At 50.0% G+C, this 17,272-nt stretch carries 17 protein-coding genes and 1 pseudogene; 5 read left to right on the plus strand and 13 right to left on the minus strand.

Features of this window, described 5'->3' with window-relative positions; all coding sequences use genetic code 11:
- Positions 1-152 precede the first annotated feature (152 nt).
- The 3 genes and pseudogenes from K9N21_00005 (at position 153) to K9N21_00015 (ending at position 2,431) form a co-directional block, all read left to right on the plus strand.
- Positions 153-973 (plus strand): annotated as a pseudogene (locus K9N21_00005) (4Fe-4S binding protein).
- Positions 973-1,863 carry an EamA family transporter RarD gene (gene rarD, locus K9N21_00010; GenBank protein MCF8142280.1) on the plus strand — a complete coding sequence of 297 codons (891 nt, stop codon included), beginning with the start codon at positions 973-975 and terminating at the stop codon, positions 1,861-1,863. Before K9N21_00005 ends, rarD begins: the two are co-directional and overlap by 1 nt.
- A gap of 43 nt (positions 1,864-1,906) precedes the next feature.
- Positions 1,907-2,431, plus strand: coding sequence for a DUF3795 domain-containing protein (locus K9N21_00015; protein ID MCF8142281.1), 525 nt, complete (start codon positions 1,907-1,909; stop codon positions 2,429-2,431).
- 68 nt (positions 2,432-2,499) lie between these two features.
- Here K9N21_00015 and K9N21_00020 read toward each other — a convergent pair whose 3' ends face one another.
- From K9N21_00020 to sdhC, 6 genes are all read right to left on the minus strand, one after another.
- Entirely contained in the window at positions 2,500-3,234 is a 735-nt protein-coding gene (locus K9N21_00020) for an MBL fold metallo-hydrolase (protein ID MCF8142282.1), read from the minus strand.
- 589 nt (positions 3,235-3,823) lie between these two features.
- Positions 3,824-4,138, minus strand: coding sequence for an NIPSNAP family protein (locus K9N21_00025; protein ID MCF8142283.1), 315 nt, complete (start codon positions 4,136-4,138; stop codon positions 3,824-3,826).
- 153 nt (positions 4,139-4,291) lie between these two features.
- Positions 4,292-6,031: an FAD-binding protein gene (locus K9N21_00030; protein MCF8142284.1), complete on the minus strand. Its 1,740-nt coding sequence runs from the start codon at positions 6,029-6,031 to the stop codon at positions 4,292-4,294.
- Positions 6,032-6,059: 28 nt separating this feature from the next.
- Entirely contained in the window at positions 6,060-6,782 is a 723-nt protein-coding gene (locus K9N21_00035) for a succinate dehydrogenase iron-sulfur subunit (GenBank protein MCF8142285.1), read from the minus strand.
- 40 nt (positions 6,783-6,822) lie between these two features.
- On the minus strand, positions 6,823-7,161 hold the full coding sequence (gene sdhD, locus K9N21_00040) for a succinate dehydrogenase, hydrophobic membrane anchor protein (protein MCF8142286.1): 339 nt from the start codon (positions 7,159-7,161) through the stop codon (positions 6,823-6,825).
- Positions 7,162-7,173: 12 nt separating this feature from the next.
- Positions 7,174-7,554, minus strand: coding sequence for a succinate dehydrogenase, cytochrome b556 subunit (gene sdhC, locus K9N21_00045; GenBank protein MCF8142287.1), 381 nt, complete (start codon positions 7,552-7,554; stop codon positions 7,174-7,176).
- Positions 7,555-7,945: 391 nt separating this feature from the next.
- Between sdhC and K9N21_00050 the strand changes: the two genes are divergently transcribed.
- Positions 7,946-9,487, plus strand: a complete 1,542-nt coding sequence (locus tag K9N21_00050) for a sigma-54-dependent Fis family transcriptional regulator (protein MCF8142288.1) — start codon at positions 7,946-7,948, stop codon at positions 9,485-9,487.
- A 283-nt stretch (positions 9,488-9,770) separates the two neighbouring features.
- Complete coding sequence (locus K9N21_00055; protein MCF8142289.1) at positions 9,771-10,256, plus strand: response regulator; 486 nt, start codon at positions 9,771-9,773, stop codon at positions 10,254-10,256.
- A gap of 75 nt (positions 10,257-10,331) precedes the next feature.
- Here K9N21_00055 and K9N21_00060 read toward each other — a convergent pair whose 3' ends face one another.
- The 7 genes from K9N21_00060 to K9N21_00090 form a co-directional block, all read right to left on the minus strand.
- The gene (locus tag K9N21_00060; protein MCF8142290.1) at positions 10,332-11,105 is read right to left on the minus strand and encodes a sulfite exporter TauE/SafE family protein; all 774 of its coding nucleotides are present in this window, start codon (positions 11,103-11,105) and stop codon (positions 10,332-10,334) included.
- A gap of 139 nt (positions 11,106-11,244) precedes the next feature.
- Complete coding sequence (locus K9N21_00065) at positions 11,245-12,000, minus strand: sulfite exporter TauE/SafE family protein (protein MCF8142291.1); 756 nt, start codon at positions 11,998-12,000, stop codon at positions 11,245-11,247.
- A gap of 69 nt (positions 12,001-12,069) precedes the next feature.
- On the minus strand, positions 12,070-13,332 hold the full coding sequence (locus K9N21_00070; protein ID MCF8142292.1) for a thiolase family protein: 1,263 nt from the start codon (positions 13,330-13,332) through the stop codon (positions 12,070-12,072).
- Positions 13,333-13,347: 15 nt separating this feature from the next.
- Entirely contained in the window at positions 13,348-13,854 is a 507-nt protein-coding gene (locus K9N21_00075) for an MFS transporter (GenBank protein MCF8142293.1), read from the minus strand.
- A 68-nt stretch (positions 13,855-13,922) separates the two neighbouring features.
- The gene (locus tag K9N21_00080; protein MCF8142294.1) at positions 13,923-15,392 is read right to left on the minus strand and encodes a pyruvate carboxylase subunit B; all 1,470 of its coding nucleotides are present in this window, start codon (positions 15,390-15,392) and stop codon (positions 13,923-13,925) included.
- On the minus strand, positions 15,370-16,752 hold the full coding sequence (gene accC, locus K9N21_00085; protein ID MCF8142295.1) for an acetyl-CoA carboxylase biotin carboxylase subunit: 1,383 nt from the start codon (positions 16,750-16,752) through the stop codon (positions 15,370-15,372). Before accC ends, K9N21_00080 begins: the two co-directional genes overlap by 23 nt.
- Positions 16,749-17,243 (minus strand): acetyl-CoA carboxylase biotin carboxyl carrier protein, encoded by a 495-nt coding sequence (locus tag K9N21_00090; GenBank protein ID MCF8142296.1) that lies wholly within the window; start codon positions 17,241-17,243, stop codon positions 16,749-16,751. The genes accC and K9N21_00090 overlap by 4 nt, the downstream gene beginning before the upstream one ends.
- Positions 17,244-17,272: the final 29 nt, after the last annotated feature.

Genomic DNA, 17,272 nt, shown 5'->3' on the forward strand with positions numbered 1-17,272 from the left:
AAAATTATATCGAAACCCAAAGGGAAATGCAAGAGAAAAGTCGCCCCGAGGTCATTTTTTTAGGCCATTTCTCGGTCGGCAGCTAATGAGTCAGACTCGCGCCAGAGCCGCATAGTAAGTCCGACAGGCTGCTAGAAGGGTGAAAACAGATGATGAAATGGCTGCCACAGGCGGATGCGGAGATCAAAAAAGCGCCGTTTTTTGTTCGGAAAAGGGCCCGTCAGCGGGTGGAGGCGCAGGTTTCGGCGGAGGGCCGGGAAGTGGTGACGGTGGAAGATGTAAGGGCCGTCAAAAAGCGCTTTTTGACCCGAATGGATGAGGAGGTGAAGGGTTTTCAGGTGGACGCCTGCTTCGGTTCCCAGGGGTGCCCCAATCGGATTATTGAAAATGACGGCCTGATACGGTCGATTGAAAGGGTCTTTTCAGAGGAAAATTTGCGAGGCTTTTTGGAGCAGACAATAACCGGACCCTTGAAGTTTCACCATGAATTCCGCGTGACCCTGGCGGACTGCCCGAATGCCTGGTCCAACCGCAAATAAGGGATATCGGGATTATCGGTGCAGCCGCGCCGGAGCGAACGGAGGCCGTGTGCAGTGAATGCGGCGCCTGCCAGGACGTGTGCAGGGAGGCGGCCGTGGCGATTGATCCGGCCGCCTCCGGCCCGGTATTTGACTGGGATCGATGCGTCCAATGCGGCCAGTGCATTAAGGTCTGCTCCACCGGCACGATACGCTGCCGGGAGCAGGGGTATCGCCTGCTGGTGGGCGGCAAACTCGGCCGTCATCCAAGACTTGCGACCCAACTCACCGGCCTCTATGATACGGATACAGTGCGCCATCTGGTCAAATGGTGTGTCCGGAACTATAAGGCGCACAGCAGCGGCGGTGAAAGGTTTGCAGCCCTGGTGGAAAAAGCCGGGGCAGAATTTTTTGACCTCCTGTTGGCCGAGGCGAATGGAAAGAAAATTCGTTGATGATGGCAAATGATCAAAGAACAGGTTTTCTGCTGGCAGGCGCCGCATTCGTCTTCTGGGGACTCACACCCTTCTATTTCAAGGCGCTTTCGACAGTCTCACCCATGGAGATCGTATCCCATCGGATTATCTGGTCCACCGTGGTATTGGTGATTTTACTGCTGATCACCGATAGGGCCTTTTTCGGAGAAGTCTTCAATCAGATCAAACGCAATGGGTGGCCGCTTGTGGCCAGCGCCCTACTGCTGACGGTCAATTGGCTGACATATATTTATGCCGTCGTATCGGGAAGAGTGCTCGAGGCCAGCCTTGGATATTTCATCAATCCGTTGGTGAACGTGGCGCTCGCAGCCGTGTTTCTCAGGGAAAGCCTGACCCGGGTCCAAAAGATTGCAGTATTCCTTGCAGCTGTCGCCGTCACCCAGGAGATTTGGCGGTTCGGCCAATTTCCCACCCTGGCGCTGATCATGGCGGGCACATTCGGGGTCTACGGGCTGATCCGGAAAAAGACCAATATCGCCGGCAGTGAGGGATTACTCATTGAAACGTTGATAATGCTGCCCCTTGCAATCGGTTACCTGTTCTACCTGTCCCGAGAAAATTCTCTTGCATTCATGCACCAGGGTGTCTTGATCAACTGTCTTTTGCTCTCAGCAGGCCTTGTTACGACCCTGCCGCTCATCTGGTTTATCAGGGCCAGCAAAAAACTCAACTACTCCATTATCGGTATGATGCAGTACATCGCTCCGACCCTCATGGGCATACTGGGATATTGTGTTTATGGAGAAAATTTTCCTTCGGGAAGATTGATCACTTTTTCGCTGGTGTGGTTTGGCCTTTTGCTGGTACTCATTGAAAGTCTTGAACGCATGCGGAGCAGGAGATATTGAATGCTGCTGTCTTTATGTCTTTTTAATCACCCTTGGAGAACCGATGACGTCAAAAAACGATTCCTTTCCGGATAAGAGACTTGCCGCTGTTTGCGGGCTGTTCTGCCCGGCCTGTACGCTCTTTATCGGCACGGCAGAAAATGAACCCCAACGGTTGAAAGGCGTGGCAGATATTTATCATACCCCGCCGGACGCATGGGAATGTCACGGGTGCCGCTCGGAGAAGCGGAGTTACTTCTGCAAAAATGAATGCAAAATGGTGGAATGCGCCAAAGAGAAAGGCATCGATTTTTGCGTGGAATGTGACGAATATCCGTGTCGCGAGTTGCGCACCTTCAAGGAACTGCGACCCCATAGAATTGAAGTGTGGAAGAACCAGAATCGGATAAAAGAGGTGGGATATGCCCGGTGGTATGGAGAAATGCTTGAGCATTACGCCTGCCCTCAATGCCGGACACTCAACTCGGCCTATGATCTGAAATGCCGTTCATGTGGGACTGAACCCAGCTGTGCCTATGTGGATCGTCACAAAAATGAAATCTTGCATTATTTGAACAAAAAGAAGTGAGGTCAAGCCGTTGATCGGGGCGATGGTAAGCCTTCCCATCCCCCGCCGCGCCTGAGAAGAACCCCTTATTACTTCATTTTCCTGATGCGTACATCTATTTCATTCACATCTTTTAGTAAATCCACAATCTTTGATACATCCGTATCACTGTAATGGTAGGGATAAAGGATTTTCGGTTTGAAAGCCCTCACAGCGTCGGCTACCATTTCCGGCGTCATCGTGTAAGGGAGGTTCATCGGAAGGAATGCAATATCTATCCCCGAAAGTCCCTTCATTTCCGGGATATTTTCAGTGTCGCCGGCCACATAAACCTTTTTGTCGCCGAAGGTCATCACATAGCCATTGCCGATCCCCTTTGGATGGAAAGGTACCCCTTCACCGCGCATGTGAACGAGATTGTAGGCGGGCACAGCCTCTATGTGCAATCCTCCCACCGTCTTGGCATCTCCGTTCTTCATCACAATACCATCTCTGACCTGACTTGCGCAGGTTTCAGTCAATACCAACAGGCTTTTCTCAGTGCGGATCAGGTCCAACGCGTTCAGATCCAGGTGGTCACGATGCTCATGGGTCAACAGGATAATATCGGCTTTCGGCATCTTGGAATAATCGGCTAATCTGCTCCAAGGATCAATATGGATAACCTTCTCCCCAAAAACAAACATCAGCGAACCATGGCCTATAAAGGTGATTCTCAAATCACCGGCGGATGTTTCAATAATATCCACCTCAAATTCCTGTGCCATCGCAGTAATCGCAGAAGATGCAACCAGCAAATTGGCGATTAAAAATAATCTGGCCATGCGACACCTCCTTATTAGCTTTTTTCCGCCAATTGACGTCTCTTACGCCACCCCATCTCTCCTGCACTTGTCCTGCAGCCCGGATCAGCGGAAATTCGGGCCGTGTTCAAGAGAACGCCAAGACTGCTATTTGACAACTCGAATTGCGCCGATTTAGGGTCAATTTACCACATGGTACGGCCGGCTGCAAACCATTTGATTGCAGCCATGTCGGTGGCTTTTTCTATTCATAATCTGCGATTGGCGAAAGTTATGGTAAGGTGGGGCAGGCTTTGTATGACACAGGAGCTATCACCTGGATATCTCCAGAAGTCAGCAACTCCGAAATTTCAGAAGTTACCTATTTCCATTGCGCCAACATGCGGGATATCGGATTATTCATGATGACTTCGATGTTTAGAATCTTTTTTTGCAATACCGTCCTCTGGGACACCATGCCGAGAGGTTGATGTCTTATCGGTTAAGATCCTCATAGGCGCGCGCCCAGAAAGTTCTTGGATTTTGTGCCATGCCGCGAGATTGGCCTGGGTGTGATCGCTCTGCCGGACCAGGTTGTCGGGTTTCAGATGCGGCCGATTTCGCGGGCCTTTTAGGGTATTTTAAAGAACGGTGCCGGCACGAGGAGCTTGTTTTCCACATGCGCCACGAGTGGACGCATCTTTTTCGCATAGGCCTGCCATTCGGCCGAGGCCTGTAATTTTTTTCGGCGTTCAAACCGGTCGTCAAGGCTTTCGTACCCCCACATATGCACGATCTGGTTCAGCGGACCTATATCAGTGAAATAATAGCCCACCATCTTGCCGAGAATACGCAGCTGGCATTCCATCCCCTCCTCCTCGTAGAGTTTGAGAAAAACAGGCACCTGGCCCGCATGCAGCGTATAGATCCGTTCATCGACAAACATAGTTCCTCCCTTGTGTCATGGTCATCTTGACCATGGCCGCATTAACGCTTCAAATAGGCGCGGCATCTAAGACCTTTCCAGAGTTTATCCAAACTGTCGTCTTTTTGTTCCCGAAGCCCACGATTGAAACCGAGTTTCTCTTTCACCATTTCCTCAGCGTTTCTTGACTCTCTCAAAAAATCGGTCTTCTATTTTCTCCCGCTCAAACCGATTGAACTCAACGGGCTTTTCTGTTAATTCCAGCTCAAATCCATCAGCCTTTTTCTGGTAGATATTTTTCAACCACTTCTCATTATCAGTTGCTGGAAAATCTTCTCTGTAATGAGCGCCCCGGCTCTCCTCCCTGTGGCGCGCCGAATTGACAACCAGCCTGCACACGGTGATCAGGTTGGTCACATCAATGATATGGTTCCATTCCAGATTGTATCGAGAAAGATATCTGTCCGCCACGTTGGCCTTATCAATCTTTTCCATGAACTGGACCAGGCAATCCCAGGCCTCTGCCAATTGCTTACCCGTACGTACCAGACCCGCCTTTTCCCACATGAGATTTTCAATTTCATCTCGAATCTCATAGACGTTTTCTCCTGTGCCTCTCAAAAAAGGCTTCAGCCAGTGCATTCTCATCTTCTCGGCCTCGGTCTCCTGATAGGGGTGAAGATCTTCTTCGAATGCCATAGCCGCGGCCGCGTCTCCCGCCCTCCGACCGTAGACCGTTGAATCGCAGATGCCGTTTCCCCCAAGCCTGTTGGCCCCATGAACCCCGCCCGCATCTTCACCACACACCAGCAGGCCCTCTAAATTGCTCTGGCAGTGGGTATTTATCCTGACCCCCCCCATCTGGTAATGCGCCGTAGGGGTGACCTCCACCTTTTCCCTGGCCAGATCCTTTCCGATATCTTTTACCCTCTCCACCATGCCCGGAAATTTTTGCTCCACAAATTCGGCTCCCAGATGGCTTGCATCCAGATATACGGCATTGTTCTCCGTCCCTCTTCCTGCCATGATCTCCATAAAACTGGAGCGCGCAACCCGATCTCGGGTCGATCTTTCCAGACGATCAGGATCGTATCGTTCCATAAATCGTTCACCCAGGCCGTTATAGAGCCTGGCGCCTGAACCCCTGAGACCTTCTTCCAGGAGACTGCCGTTCAGTCGGGACCGTCCGGCGACCAGGCCCGTGGGGTGAAACTGGACCATCTCCATATCAACGAATTCTGCCCCGGCCCTGAAACAGATGGCCATCCCGTCACCGGTCTTGTCAAAAGACGGCGCTGATATTTTGTACATGGATGCACAGCCTCCCGTGGCAACAATCGTCACTTTGGCGTTCACAACGAAGATCTCTCCGGTCCTGATATCGGATAGGAGTGCCCCCACGATTCGATGCCCGTCCTTGGAACTCAGTAAATCAAGCCCCCTGGTTTCTTCAAGCACCTGTATCTCGCGGGCATATATTTGATCCGTCATCCGGCTGATAATCTGGATCCCTGTCAGGTCAGCCACATGAACTGTGCGGTCAAAAGACTGGCCTGCAAAAGGCTTCTGATGAATTTTTCCATCTTCACCGCGATCGAAGAAACACCCAATTTTTACCTCCAGTTCGTGAACCGCTTTGGGCGCATCACTCACCAGTGTCCAGGCCAGTTCCTGGTTATTGATGAACCCGCCGCCTTTGAGGGTGTCTTGAAAATGATTCTCCAGGGAATCCATTTTGTTCAGGACCACATTAAGGCCTCCCTGTACCATCCTGCTGCATCCACCCTTCCCGAGCAATCCCTTGGTCGCCATGACGACCTTGAGACGAGGATTGCTGTCGTATGCATGCAAGGCGGCAAAGAGTCCTGCGCCCCCTGCGCCAAGGATCAGTATGTCGGCCTTTAAGACTTCCACAATGCATTCACTCCTTATTTAAGGTCCTTTACTTGAATATGCCGAACTTTTTCAATACGCAACGTCGTTTCAAGCGCTGAATAGACCGGGTGGGAACAATATTCTTGGGGCAGACTTCCGCACAATTGAACTGTGTGTGACAGCGCCAAACACCGTATGATCTATCCACGGCCTTCAATCTTTCAACCCTTATGGCATCCCGTTTATCAGCAATTAAGGTGTAGGCCCTGTTAAGTGCTGCCGGCCCTAAATAGTCCTTGTTGGTCGCGACCATGGAACAGGCCGAATAGCAGCAACCGCAACTGATACAATCCAGCATATCATCGATGAACTCCCGTTCGTTTGACTCGGGCTGGACAGTGACCGGCGCATCTATCTCCCTTTTGGGAATATAATAAGGCTTTATTTTTTTCCATTTATCAAAAAACGGCTCCATATCAACAACCAGATCCCGGATGATAGGGAAGTTAGGCAGCGGCATAATGGTGATGTCTCGGGTTTTTAGAGAAGATACCTGGGTCCTGCAGGCCAGGCGGGCCCTGCCGTTCACATACATGGCGCACGACCCGCACATCCCGATACGACAGGAAAACCGAAAAGAAAGTGAGCGATCAAGGTAATTTTGAATATAAATGACTACATCCAACACAGCCATATTATCGAAAACAGGCACTTCGAAATCGTCAAACCTGGGTGCGACGTCACTCTCAGGGTTGAAACGGAAAACCTTTACTTGCAGTGGCTTAGACATTTCTTATCTCCAACAAATGGACCCTTTCCTTATGAACCGTTCAAAGCGAACGGGCAGTGTAAAGGAGGCCGAAGATTCCAAAACCCACAATACCCAGTCCCACGACGACAAAGAGTCCCAGCACAATCACCCTTTCTTTCTTACCGGAATCAAAGTCGAGGAAAACAGAATATAGGCCGTACAAGGCATGATATAGACCGAAGGTCAACAGCAGGATATCGAACACGATAAGAACCGGCGTCTTGAGACGGGCGACAACTTCGCCGTAATTGAGGGGTTCTCCGGTATTAGAGAAGTGAAGAAATCCTATGTGCAATCCTAATGCAATGATTAAGATAACGGCGCTGATTCTTTGTAAAACCCACGTCCAAGCATGCATTCTCTGGTCTCCTCAATAACCGAGTTTCACCAAAATGAACCAAAACCACAGGATAGCCCCTACACCCATGAATATCCAAAATAAGTTCTTTTGAGTTTGAACCCGTACACCTATGCCTATATCGAACAACAATATTCGAATACCGTTGAGGCCATGGTAAAGCACTGTTCCAAGCAACAAGATGTCCAGAGATTCGAAAACAGGATGACCCATTAAAATCGATAGGGTTGAATCAAAATTCTCTTTGCCGGCCAAAAGAGATGTCCCCATAAGGCCCGTGTGCAGCAAGATGTAAAACACAAGGCCAAGACCGGTGATTCGATGCAGCACCCAGGCCCACATGCCGGTTGCGTCCCACATTTGACTCCTTGTCATATAGGCGTCCGTGGACATCACGTGAGTATTGGGCATATTATGTCTCCTCCTTTTTGTTGCTCGTTTTGACAGCAGGCACCTTGTACAAGACGGCCGTCGACGAATATCTAACAAAATATCAATCGCTTTCCAGTCTGCCCAACGCCTCCTTATGCTCATCACATTTGATATCAATTTTTTTGAATGGATGAACCTCCCATACCCGCAATCATTCCAGCAAATTCTGTGCCGCATCTTTTTTACATATAACAGGTTAACTTTATTGCTAATTTTCAGTCGCTAGTCACATAAGTGCTCCAAATAGCCGAATTTTCGATTTGTCCGCCGACTTTTGGGCTTGAACAATTATTTCACTTTCATTATAAGAACATAGATCCTACCAAAATCACCTTCGCACTGGAGGAGCCAAATGCCTTGGCAATCGAAACAAAAATATGAATGCCTATTGAACATTAACAATGCAATTATTGCAAAGAAGACACGGGAGGGCCTTTTTGAAGCAATCGCCACCCAGCTCACGAAGGTTTGTCTTTGCGACCGTTGCAGCATTCAACTTTACGACCCCATGGACAGTTCCATTACCTATTTTGCAACTGCAAAAGGAATTAAACCGAATGGCATCAGCTGTGAAACCAGTCGCCCTTTATCAGCAGGGGCGGTGGCCAATATGGTTATAGAATCGGGAAAACCGATCGTTATCCAAGATCTCTCAAGTGTTGGGCATTGGACTTCGGCGGATTCCATGCTCATGGCAGGTTTAACATCCACGATGGCCTTTCCACTTATTATTCGAGATAAAATCATAGGTTCGCTGCATTGCTCTTTCAAGAAGTGCCCGGAAAACATAATGGAATTGGCTGGTTTTGTGGAAGAATTGTGTAAACAGGTATCTATTGCAATTGACAATATGCTTTCTTATGAGAAGCTAAGAAACATAAATGAGGCACTTGAGAAACAAAAGGGATTTGTATTAGAAAAAATAAATAAGGCAAATGAGGCGTTCTACTTTACGAGCCGCAAGATGAGCAAACTCAAGAATGATATGGATTTGGTTGCAGAATCCAACGCCCCGGTATTGATTATTGGCGAAACAGGAACCGGGAAGGATCTTGTTGCAAGATACATACACAATCATAGTCCACGGAACCAGAACTTGTTCGTTAAAGTGAACTGTGCGTCGTTAGCCTCGTCACTGATTGAGAGCGAATTCTTTGGACACGCGAAAGGCTCCTTCACCGGTGCGACAGTTAAAAGAATAGGGCGTTTTGAGATGGCGAATGGGGGAACCATTTTTCTCGATGAGATAGGAGAGCTTCCTCTGCAAAACCAAGCGAAGCTCCTTCAGGTGCTTGAGGATAAAGCCTTTGAACGCGTCGGAGAAAGCACTCCCATCTCAGCTGATTTCAGAATCATCTCCGCCACGAATCAAAACTTGACAAAAAACATAAGGGCCGGAAAATTCCGTCGAGATCTTTTTTATCGCATCAACACAATCCTTCTTGAGATCCCCCCGTTGAGAGAACGCATTGAAGATATTGAACTTTTAGTTCGATGTTTCTCCTCCAATTTTGCAAAAATAATGCAAAGGCCCGAGGCACAATACTCCTCATCGGCAATGGACGCGCTTCGTCAGTATCATTGGCCGGGGAATGTCAGGGAACTCCAAAATGCCGTTGAAAAAATAACGATTCTCAGCAATGGTCAAAAGCTTACTGAAGCGGATATCGAACGGCTTCTCCATCCATTTGCTTTCGAAGAAGGCCCAACACAGGAAATCCAATTTTTGACAAGAGATGAGATGGAAAAAAAGCATATTCAACAGGCCTTGGAACGATGTGGAGGGCGCACTGGAGGAAAACATGGCGCCTCCCAGTTATTGGGGATCCCCAGATCCACCCTTCAGTATCGGATGAAAAAATTAGGCATATCCCCTAATTCGGATACCTTTTGACGAAATGGCTATTTTTTGATGGGTCACGTAACTCTAAATCGTATTGTAGTCGATGGAATAAAGTTTGGTCAGAATAGGTTGGCCGGATGTTGATCCATGGGCCAAAGATGAGAATAGCGCTCACTTCGGAGTCTTAAATTGGCTCATACTGGAATGAATGTTTCGAAAACAGAATATAAGAGTGGCGTGGCCAGAAAACCGGTAGTTTTTCCTGAGCAGATAGATTTCGCTTAGGACTGAAGTACACTCATTTTGGGTGAAGCCACAACAGAAAGGGGTTACGATGTCAAACAAACATATGTTGGAGGGTAAAAAGGTCCTTGTTGTGGATGATGAGAAGGATGTCCTGGAATCATTGGAAGCGCTGCTGCCCATGTGCGATGTGGTAAAGGCTCACAACTTTGAAGAAGCCAAAAAGCATCTCGAAAATGAATATTTTGATATAAGCATACTGGATATTATGGGGGTTGACGGGTATCAACTACTGGACATCGCCAACGAAAAAAACGTCATCGCGGTGATGCTTACCGGTCACAGCCTGAGTGTGGATGATACCGTAAAATCATTTAAAAGGGGGGCCGCCTTTTATGTGCCCAAGGAAAAAATGGCCGATATTGCTATTTATCTAAACGATGTCCTTGAGGCCAAGAAGGAGAATAAGGGCTTTTTGGAGCGCTGGCTGGACAGGTTCGTGGGATACTATGACACTAAATTCGGACAAGATTGGCAAGATGAAGACAAAGCATTTTGGAAACGATTTCGTATCTGATCTCGGGATACCGGCCAAATAGTCAAGCCTCAATTCCGGTTAAATCATACATTACTGTTATTACTGTTACGGATATCAATGCCCGGCGAACATAAGTCTCATCCCGATGAGAAAAATGATCATGAGCACGATAATCCTAAATAAGTCTTGCGAGAATCGCTTGTTCAGGAGATTCCCAAACCATCCCCCAAGAATGATGATGGGAGACATCGCAGCCACCAACAAGGCAACCTCGGAACTAATAATGCCGATTTTTAAATAAGCACCTAACTTGAGAACATTGAGAACAGCAAAAAATGAGACGAGGGTCCCAACAAAGGCCCTCTTGTCTACCGGCTGCTGAAGCAGATAAATGGACATGACCATGCCCCCGGCATGGATGACGGTGCTTGCCGTTCCTCCGAGAAATCCGAAAAGAAGCGTCACGTATCTATTGGTATTGGCGGACTGCCCGACCCGTTTGAGACCCTTGTCTTTCCCCTTAAAGACAGCTTTACTTATGTGGTAGGCGGAAAAGAGTATCGCCACAACGCCCACACTGAATTTAAACATTGTGTCTGGAACCATTTTGATAATGATGACACCGACGAACACACCCATTACAGCAGGCGGGATGAGAGTGCCCAGCTCCTTTTTGTTCCACTCTCTCCAATAGTTCCTGAGCCCTACCACGTCAGAGATCAACATCGCCGGCGCTCCCAACCCCAATGCCAGCTTGGCGGGAAATACCAAGGCGAGAAAAGGAAGGAGGAAAATTCCCGCTCCGATGCCGACACTGTTCTTGATTATTGCTGAACCGAACACGGCCAGAGCGACAAGCGCTATTTCGTTATAGCCAAGGCCTACCATGGAGCGGATTCAAAGCCTCTTTTTTCGTATCAAAGCAAGTGGCAGCATATTCAACCCCTCCTGCAAATAATCGAGAGAAAATACCTCCCCCTTAACCCATTCATATGAAAGGATGGCTATCTCGTTCGCCCGGGATGACTCAAAATATCCTGAATAGATTTATAATGAGGGAGATAAGACCTGTAATAAAAATCAGTGATAGGGATATTTTCATAAACAGGAATGAACTCACCCTATTAAATATAACATTGCCAATATAAAACCCAATTATTCCTGCAGGGACCAATGACAAGCTCTCAATTACGCGAGAATTTGTTGCTATGCCCGCAAGTACGTATAAGATAATAGACAGGGTGCCGGTAAGTAGGAAAAGCACGGCAATTGTGCCCCTGAATATCTCTTTTGGCCACTTCTGGTTAGACAGGAATAAAATGAGAGGAGGTCCGCCCATACCAACCGCTGCACACATGACACCGCTAGCGAACCCTACGCCTAACGATGCCATGGCCTCCCTTTTAATGGGCATATGATACCCCATTAACAAGAGAATGGAAAAGATGATAGAAATGAAGGCAATGGCAAGACTCGTTCCAGAAGACGCCACCATATAAAGAATGTACGTTCCGAGAGGGACGCCGAGGATAGCAGGAATTATTAGGGGCAAGGCTCGGGCGGCATATATATGCCTTCTGGCATGGTAGACGACGAAAAGCAAATTGGCGATACCGGTAAACATTAGAATAATTACGACTCGTTTCGGTTCCAAGAAAAGAACAAGTGTAGGACCAGCGAGCAACCCCGCACCAAAGCCGGTCATCCCTTGAATTATACTTGCGAATAAAATGACAAAAAAAATGAAGGTCCAGTAGTAACTCCAAAGAGGGAGGCTTTCCATTAAATTTCCCTGTTGTCAACAAATCTCACTTTTTGCGGTTAAATATCAACAGTTTTACCACGGAATTCTCTACTTCCTCTCCAGAATCGTACAGATCCCCAATCCTCCACCCCCACAGATGGTCAGGAGGCCATAGCGGGCCTCTTGTCTGATCATTTCATGGATGAGCGTTGTGAGGCGGATGGAACCCGTTGCCCCGATAGGATGTCCCAAGGAAATTCCGGATCCATTCACATTTACCTTTTTATCCAAATCCTTTTCGTCGATACCCATCAATTTGGCATCTGCCAGGGCCTGCGCGGCAAAGGCCTCCTGAATCTCGATGAGATCGATCTGATTCATGTTTAAAGAGGCCTTCTTAAGCGCCCTGTTTACCGCCGCCGGCACGGCTGGATACGTCAGGGTAGGATCGGCTGCGGCAACAGCGAATGACCTGACATGGGCCAACGGTTCCTGGCCACGTTCTCTGGCCTTTTCAGGAGTTGTCAACACCAGGGCCGCCGCACCGTCATTTTCACTGGAAGAGTTACCTGCCGTGCAAATCCCATCTTCGTAAACCGTTTTGAGTCCCGCCAGCTTCTCCAGGGTGGTGTCACGGCGTGGGGTTTCGTCTGTATCCAAAAGGACCTGTTCCTTTTTCTGTCTCACCTCCACAGGCACAATTTCCGCCTTGAATTTTCCCGAATCAATGGCAGCGATCGCGCGCTGGTGAGAGCGGAACGCCCATTTGTCCGCCTCTTCCCGGCTGATCCCCTCGTTCTTTGCCGCGGTCTCGGCCCAGGTCATCATCGAATTCAACTCCCCGAATCTTTTTATGGGCTGGTGCATCGGCCTGCCCCGCTGGATCCTGTCATAAAATGGGAGTCCCCAGAGCGCCAGGCTGCCGTGCTGTCGAGGGAAAAACCCCCACTTCGGGTCCACCCTGCCGCCAACCCCCCATTTGAGGAACTCACCGGGGATGTAGAATTCGGCCCGGCTCATGCTTTCGACCCCACCGGCAACGATCCACGCTGCATCTCCTTCCTTGATCTGCAGGTTTGCAGACCAGATGGATTGCAACCCCGAACAACACCGCCTGTCTATGGTAAAACCGGGGATTTCAACGGGCCACCCGGCCTCAAGAAGGGCCAGCCGTGCGGCATTGGGGCATTCCCCGTTTGGAAACGATTGCCCCAGAATCACCTCATCCACTTCCTCCGGCTTGATATGTGCCCTCTTGATGGCTTCAGCAAGGACAATTGCGCCAAGCTTTTCCACAGGGACATCTCGCAGCATGCCGCAATATGCGCCGATGGGCGTCCGAACGGCACTGACGATCACTACCTCTTGCATGGTCTCCTCCTCCATTCATTGGGTGAAGATTATAAGCTGACGACGACCGATCGCACTCCCCAAGGGGATTGAGGCGTTCCATATCCCCATGATCCTGGCGCGCTTTTCCCCGGGGAAGAGGGCGGAGATCATGGCCGTCCCTCCAGGGGCATAGCCTGCCTCGCCGACCCCGATAACGGTCCTCGCCACAAAGAGCTGAACATAATTGCGGGTAAAGGCGCAGGCGGCTGTGGCAAGGCTCCAGAGCAAAGCCATCAGTCCGATACTCTTTTTTCGGCTCCATCTGTCGATGAATATGGAAACAGGAAATGTCAGGACCACAATCGACCACGACACACCGGAGATCAACATGCCGCACTCGGTATCGGTCAATCCCCAATCGGCCTTAATGAAAGGGAAGAGGGAGACCACCACCATCCTGTCAAGCCAGTCAAACATGTAGAGGAGGAAGAGGAGGGCAAAGATATAATGGGAGTACCCCTTTGAAATCAGATACCCGTCATCGGATCCGTTGTCGATCATGGGCCATCCCCCCTTACGCAGATACGGGCCGCTGTTTCAAAATCGGCTCCTTCCGATGGAATCTCCGTTCAGACAGATCCCCTTTTCAGGCTCAGCGAAAACCCCTCTTTTTGGACGCGGATATGGGAAATATCCTGCTGCTTCGTCAACTCGTGGACGAGGGCCATGACCGGTTTATCTCCTCGGGGATAATCCTTTTTTATAGGACCGGCGGAGATGGTCGCCTCCACATGCTCTTCCGGAAACAGAACCCGGAGCAGGAGTTCATCATCTGATATCCCCGGTCGCCCGATCTCTTTTCTCAGCTCCTGGATTGACGGCTGGGGCTGTTCCCAGTTCAGAAGTCCCTTCGCCTCGGGAAGTCCTGACATCTTATCCAGGACATTCGGATCAACTGGCGCAGGCGTCTTGCCGTAATGTCCCAACACATACCGGATGCCTTCCTCTGTCGCCACTTTGTAACGTTCCCCCAGGAGGACATTCAATACCGCCTGTGTGCCTACCAGCTGCGAAAATGGCGTGATCATGACCGGATAGCCCCACTCCTCCCGTATCACGCTGACCTCTTCCAGGACCTCTTCCAATCGGTGGGCCATGCCTCTCTCGGAAAGCATGAATTCAAGGTTGGAAATCATGCCGCCGGGCACCTGATGGATGTACTGGAAGGCATCGTACTCGACAGGGGCCCCCATGGGCTTGCCTTCCCTTCTGGCCACATATCTGAAATGCTCGGATATCTTCCTGACCCGACCCATGTCCACCTTGGGTGAAAAACCCAGCCTTTCAAGGTTCATGGCCATGTTTTCTATGGATGGGTGGGATGGGCCGTTCGCCAGAGGCGAGACACACGTGTCAATGATCCCAACGCCCAGTTTTACAGAATCAAGGCAGCATAGGGGAGCAAGTCCGGTGGTGCAGTGAGAATGCATTTCAAGCGGCAGATCTCCGATCTCTCCCTTGATCATCGGCACCAGAGTCTTGACACGCTCCGGGGTCAGAAGACCGATTGAATCCTTGATCATTACATAATCCGGATTCAATGTCCTCATCATTTCAGCTGTTTTTTTGGCGTAGAATTCGTCTGTGTGGACAGGACTGAGGGAATACACCAACGGGACCACCACTTGAATCCCCACCGCCTTTGCTATGGGCACCGATTTCGAGAGATTGTTCCAGTCGTGTAAGGCATCAAATATCATCAGGTGCCTGATCCCGTTGGCGCCACACCGCTCTATCCAGAGCTTAATCACGGAATCGGGTACAATATTGAAACTGGTGAGGGACCTGCTTCGAATCAAGGCGCGTAAGGGGGTATTGGGCAATGCCTCCGAAACCAGCCGGATTCGCTCCCATGGGTCTTCACGTAGATAACGAAGGCAGGCGTCGAAATGGACGGTTCCCATCAGCTCCGCAGCCATGAATCCGGCTTCGTCCAATAAAGGTGCAATGGGGAGCATGTGGGCGGTTCTCATCCGTGTTGCCCATAGACTCTGGTGACCATCTCTCAATGTGGTATCAACGAAACGGATTTCCTCCATTTTTTTCATACTCCTTAACCAAACGGTTTTCTATCCAATTGGTGCTGACGTTCCCGTTCAGATAGTCGGTGTGCCTCATGATAAACTGATGGAAAGGGATGGTCGTATCAATGCCCGAAACAACAAAATTGGCAAGGGCGTATTGCATCAAACCAATGGCCTCACGACGGTCGGTTCCTCGGGTGATGAGCTTCGCAAGAAGCGAATCATAATATGGCGGAACAAAATAGCCTGGATAACAGTGGGAATCAACGCGTACGTCTTTTCCTGTTGGGGCCTTCCATTCCCTAATGTAACCGGGGCAGGGTGAAAACCCCGCACCCGGCGACTCCGCGTTGATGCGGCACTCGATGGCGTGCCCGGTCAATCGGACCTCATCTTGTGAAACGCTGAAGGACTCCCCGGCAGCCACCCTGAATTGCTCCTTGACCAGGTCTATACCGCTGATCATCTCGGTCACCGGGTGTTCCACCTGAATACGGGTATTCATCTCAAGAAAATAGAACCGGCCGTGATCCTGATCCAACATGAATTCGACGGTTCCGGCGTTTTCGTATCCGATCTGTTTGCCGATCCTGACGGCTGCTTCACAGATTTCTCTTCTGAGTTCAGGAGACACGGCAGGGGACGGCGCCTCTTCGACCATCTTCTGATACCTGCGTTGAAGCGAGCAATCCCTTTCAAACAGATGAATGATATTGCCGAAACGATCCCCGATGATCTGAACCTCTATATGCCGGGCGTTTGCGATATAATGCTCCACATATATCCTATCGTCCCCAAAGGCGCTCAGTGCCTCGCCAGAAGCCTCGTCAAAGACGCTCCTCAGATCCTCGGCGCGTGCAACGATCTTCATCCCCTTTCCACCGCCGCCCGCGGCGGCCTTTAATAAAACAGGAAATCCAACCCGTCTTGCTGTCTCTGCCGCCTCTTCATGATGGTGTACAAGCTCCGATCCTGGAATGATTGAAACCCCAGCCCCACCTGCCAGTTTTCGTGCGTAGAGTTTATCTCCCATCCTCCTGAGATCATCCGCCTTCGGCCCCACAAAGATCAGACCGTGCGTGACGCATGCCTCGGCGAGTTGAGGCTGTTCCGCAAGGAAACCGTATCCGGGATGGATGGCATCCGAACCCGTGCCCAGGGCAGCGGCGATAATGGTATCCACCTTCAGGTAACTTTCCATGGGGGATGGAGGGCCGATGCATACCGCTCTGTCGGCCAGTCTTGCCGGAAGACTGTTTTTGTCAGCCTCAGAAACGGTGACGACCGACTCCAGACCCAGTTCCCGGCATGCGCGAAGGATTCGAACAGCGATTTCCCCCCTGTTGGCCACCAGAACACGGGAGATACCCTTCATGTGGCGATTTCCTCCTCCGCTGTCTCTACCGCCTCATCCACCTCTTCCACCAGAAAAAGCGTCTGCTGATATTCTACCATTTGTCCGTTTTCTGCGCAGATCTTGGCAATGCGTCCCCGAACGTTTGCCTTGACCGTATTAAAGAGTTTCATGACCTCGATAATGCACACCGAATCATCCGCGGATACCCATCGACCCACTTCCACAAATGGCGGCGCACCCGGTTTGGGCGCTCGATAGAAAGTCCCAAGCATGGGTGATCGTATGGGGATGTAACCCTCCTCCTGGTTCCCCTCGATCACCTCTATTTCATGCCTATCTTTTTCCGGGACAGAGGCCAACTTCCCAGGTTTCCTCTGTTTTACATCCATGGGTGCAGATTGCCGCTCTTGGTCGACTTCAGGATGAGTGACTATTTCTCCAGACTGAGAAGGCCTTTGGTTAATTTCGCTGCCCCCGTGCTTTTTTAATACCAGCTTGAAGTTCCCCATCTCCAGGCATAGTTCATCAAAACTCGATT

The organism is Deltaproteobacteria bacterium (genome assembly GCA_021737785.1).
Classification (GTDB): Bacteria; Desulfobacterota; DSM-4660; order Desulfatiglandales; family Desulfatiglandaceae; genus AUK324.

Bases quoted from the DNA above. Each gene is read 5' to 3' on its own strand.
- rarD (MCF8142280.1), top strand. From the start codon at position 973: ATGATGGCAAATGATCAAAGAACAGGTTTTCTGCTGGCAGGCGCCGCA.
- K9N21_00025 (MCF8142283.1), bottom strand. From the start codon at position 4,138: ATGTTTGTCGATGAACGGATCTATACGCTGCATGCGGGCCAGGTGCCT.
- K9N21_00055 (MCF8142289.1), top strand. From the start codon at position 9,771: ATGTCAAACAAACATATGTTGGAGGGTAAAAAGGTCCTTGTTGTGGAT.
- K9N21_00050 (MCF8142288.1), top strand. From the start codon at position 7,946: ATGCCTTGGCAATCGAAACAAAAATATGAATGCCTATTGAACATTAAC.
- accC (MCF8142295.1), bottom strand. From the start codon at position 16,752: ATGAAGGGTATCTCCCGTGTTCTGGTGGCCAACAGGGGGGAAATCGCT.
- sdhC (MCF8142287.1), bottom strand. From the start codon at position 7,554: ATGTCCACGGACGCCTATATGACAAGGAGTCAAATGTGGGACGCAACC.
- K9N21_00070 (MCF8142292.1), bottom strand. From the start codon at position 13,332: ATGCAAGAGGTAGTGATCGTCAGTGCCGTTCGGACGCCCATCGGCGCA.
- K9N21_00090 (MCF8142296.1), bottom strand. From the start codon at position 17,243: ATGGGGAACTTCAAGCTGGTATTAAAAAAGCACGGGGGCAGCGAAATT.
- K9N21_00080 (MCF8142294.1), bottom strand. From the start codon at position 15,392: ATGGAGGAAATCCGTTTCGTTGATACCACATTGAGAGATGGTCACCAG.
- sdhD (MCF8142286.1), bottom strand. From the start codon at position 7,161: ATGCATGCTTGGACGTGGGTTTTACAAAGAATCAGCGCCGTTATCTTA.
- K9N21_00015 (MCF8142281.1), top strand. From the start codon at position 1,907: ATGACGTCAAAAAACGATTCCTTTCCGGATAAGAGACTTGCCGCTGTT.
- K9N21_00065 (MCF8142291.1), bottom strand. From the start codon at position 12,000: ATGGAAAGCCTCCCTCTTTGGAGTTACTACTGGACCTTCATTTTTTTT.
- K9N21_00020 (MCF8142282.1), bottom strand. From the start codon at position 3,234: ATGGCCAGATTATTTTTAATCGCCAATTTGCTGGTTGCATCTTCTGCG.
- K9N21_00035 (MCF8142285.1), bottom strand. From the start codon at position 6,782: ATGTCTAAGCCACTGCAAGTAAAGGTTTTCCGTTTCAACCCTGAGAGT.
- K9N21_00060 (MCF8142290.1), bottom strand. From the start codon at position 11,105: ATGGTAGGCCTTGGCTATAACGAAATAGCGCTTGTCGCTCTGGCCGTG.
- K9N21_00075 (MCF8142293.1), bottom strand. From the start codon at position 13,854: ATGATCGACAACGGATCCGATGACGGGTATCTGATTTCAAAGGGGTAC.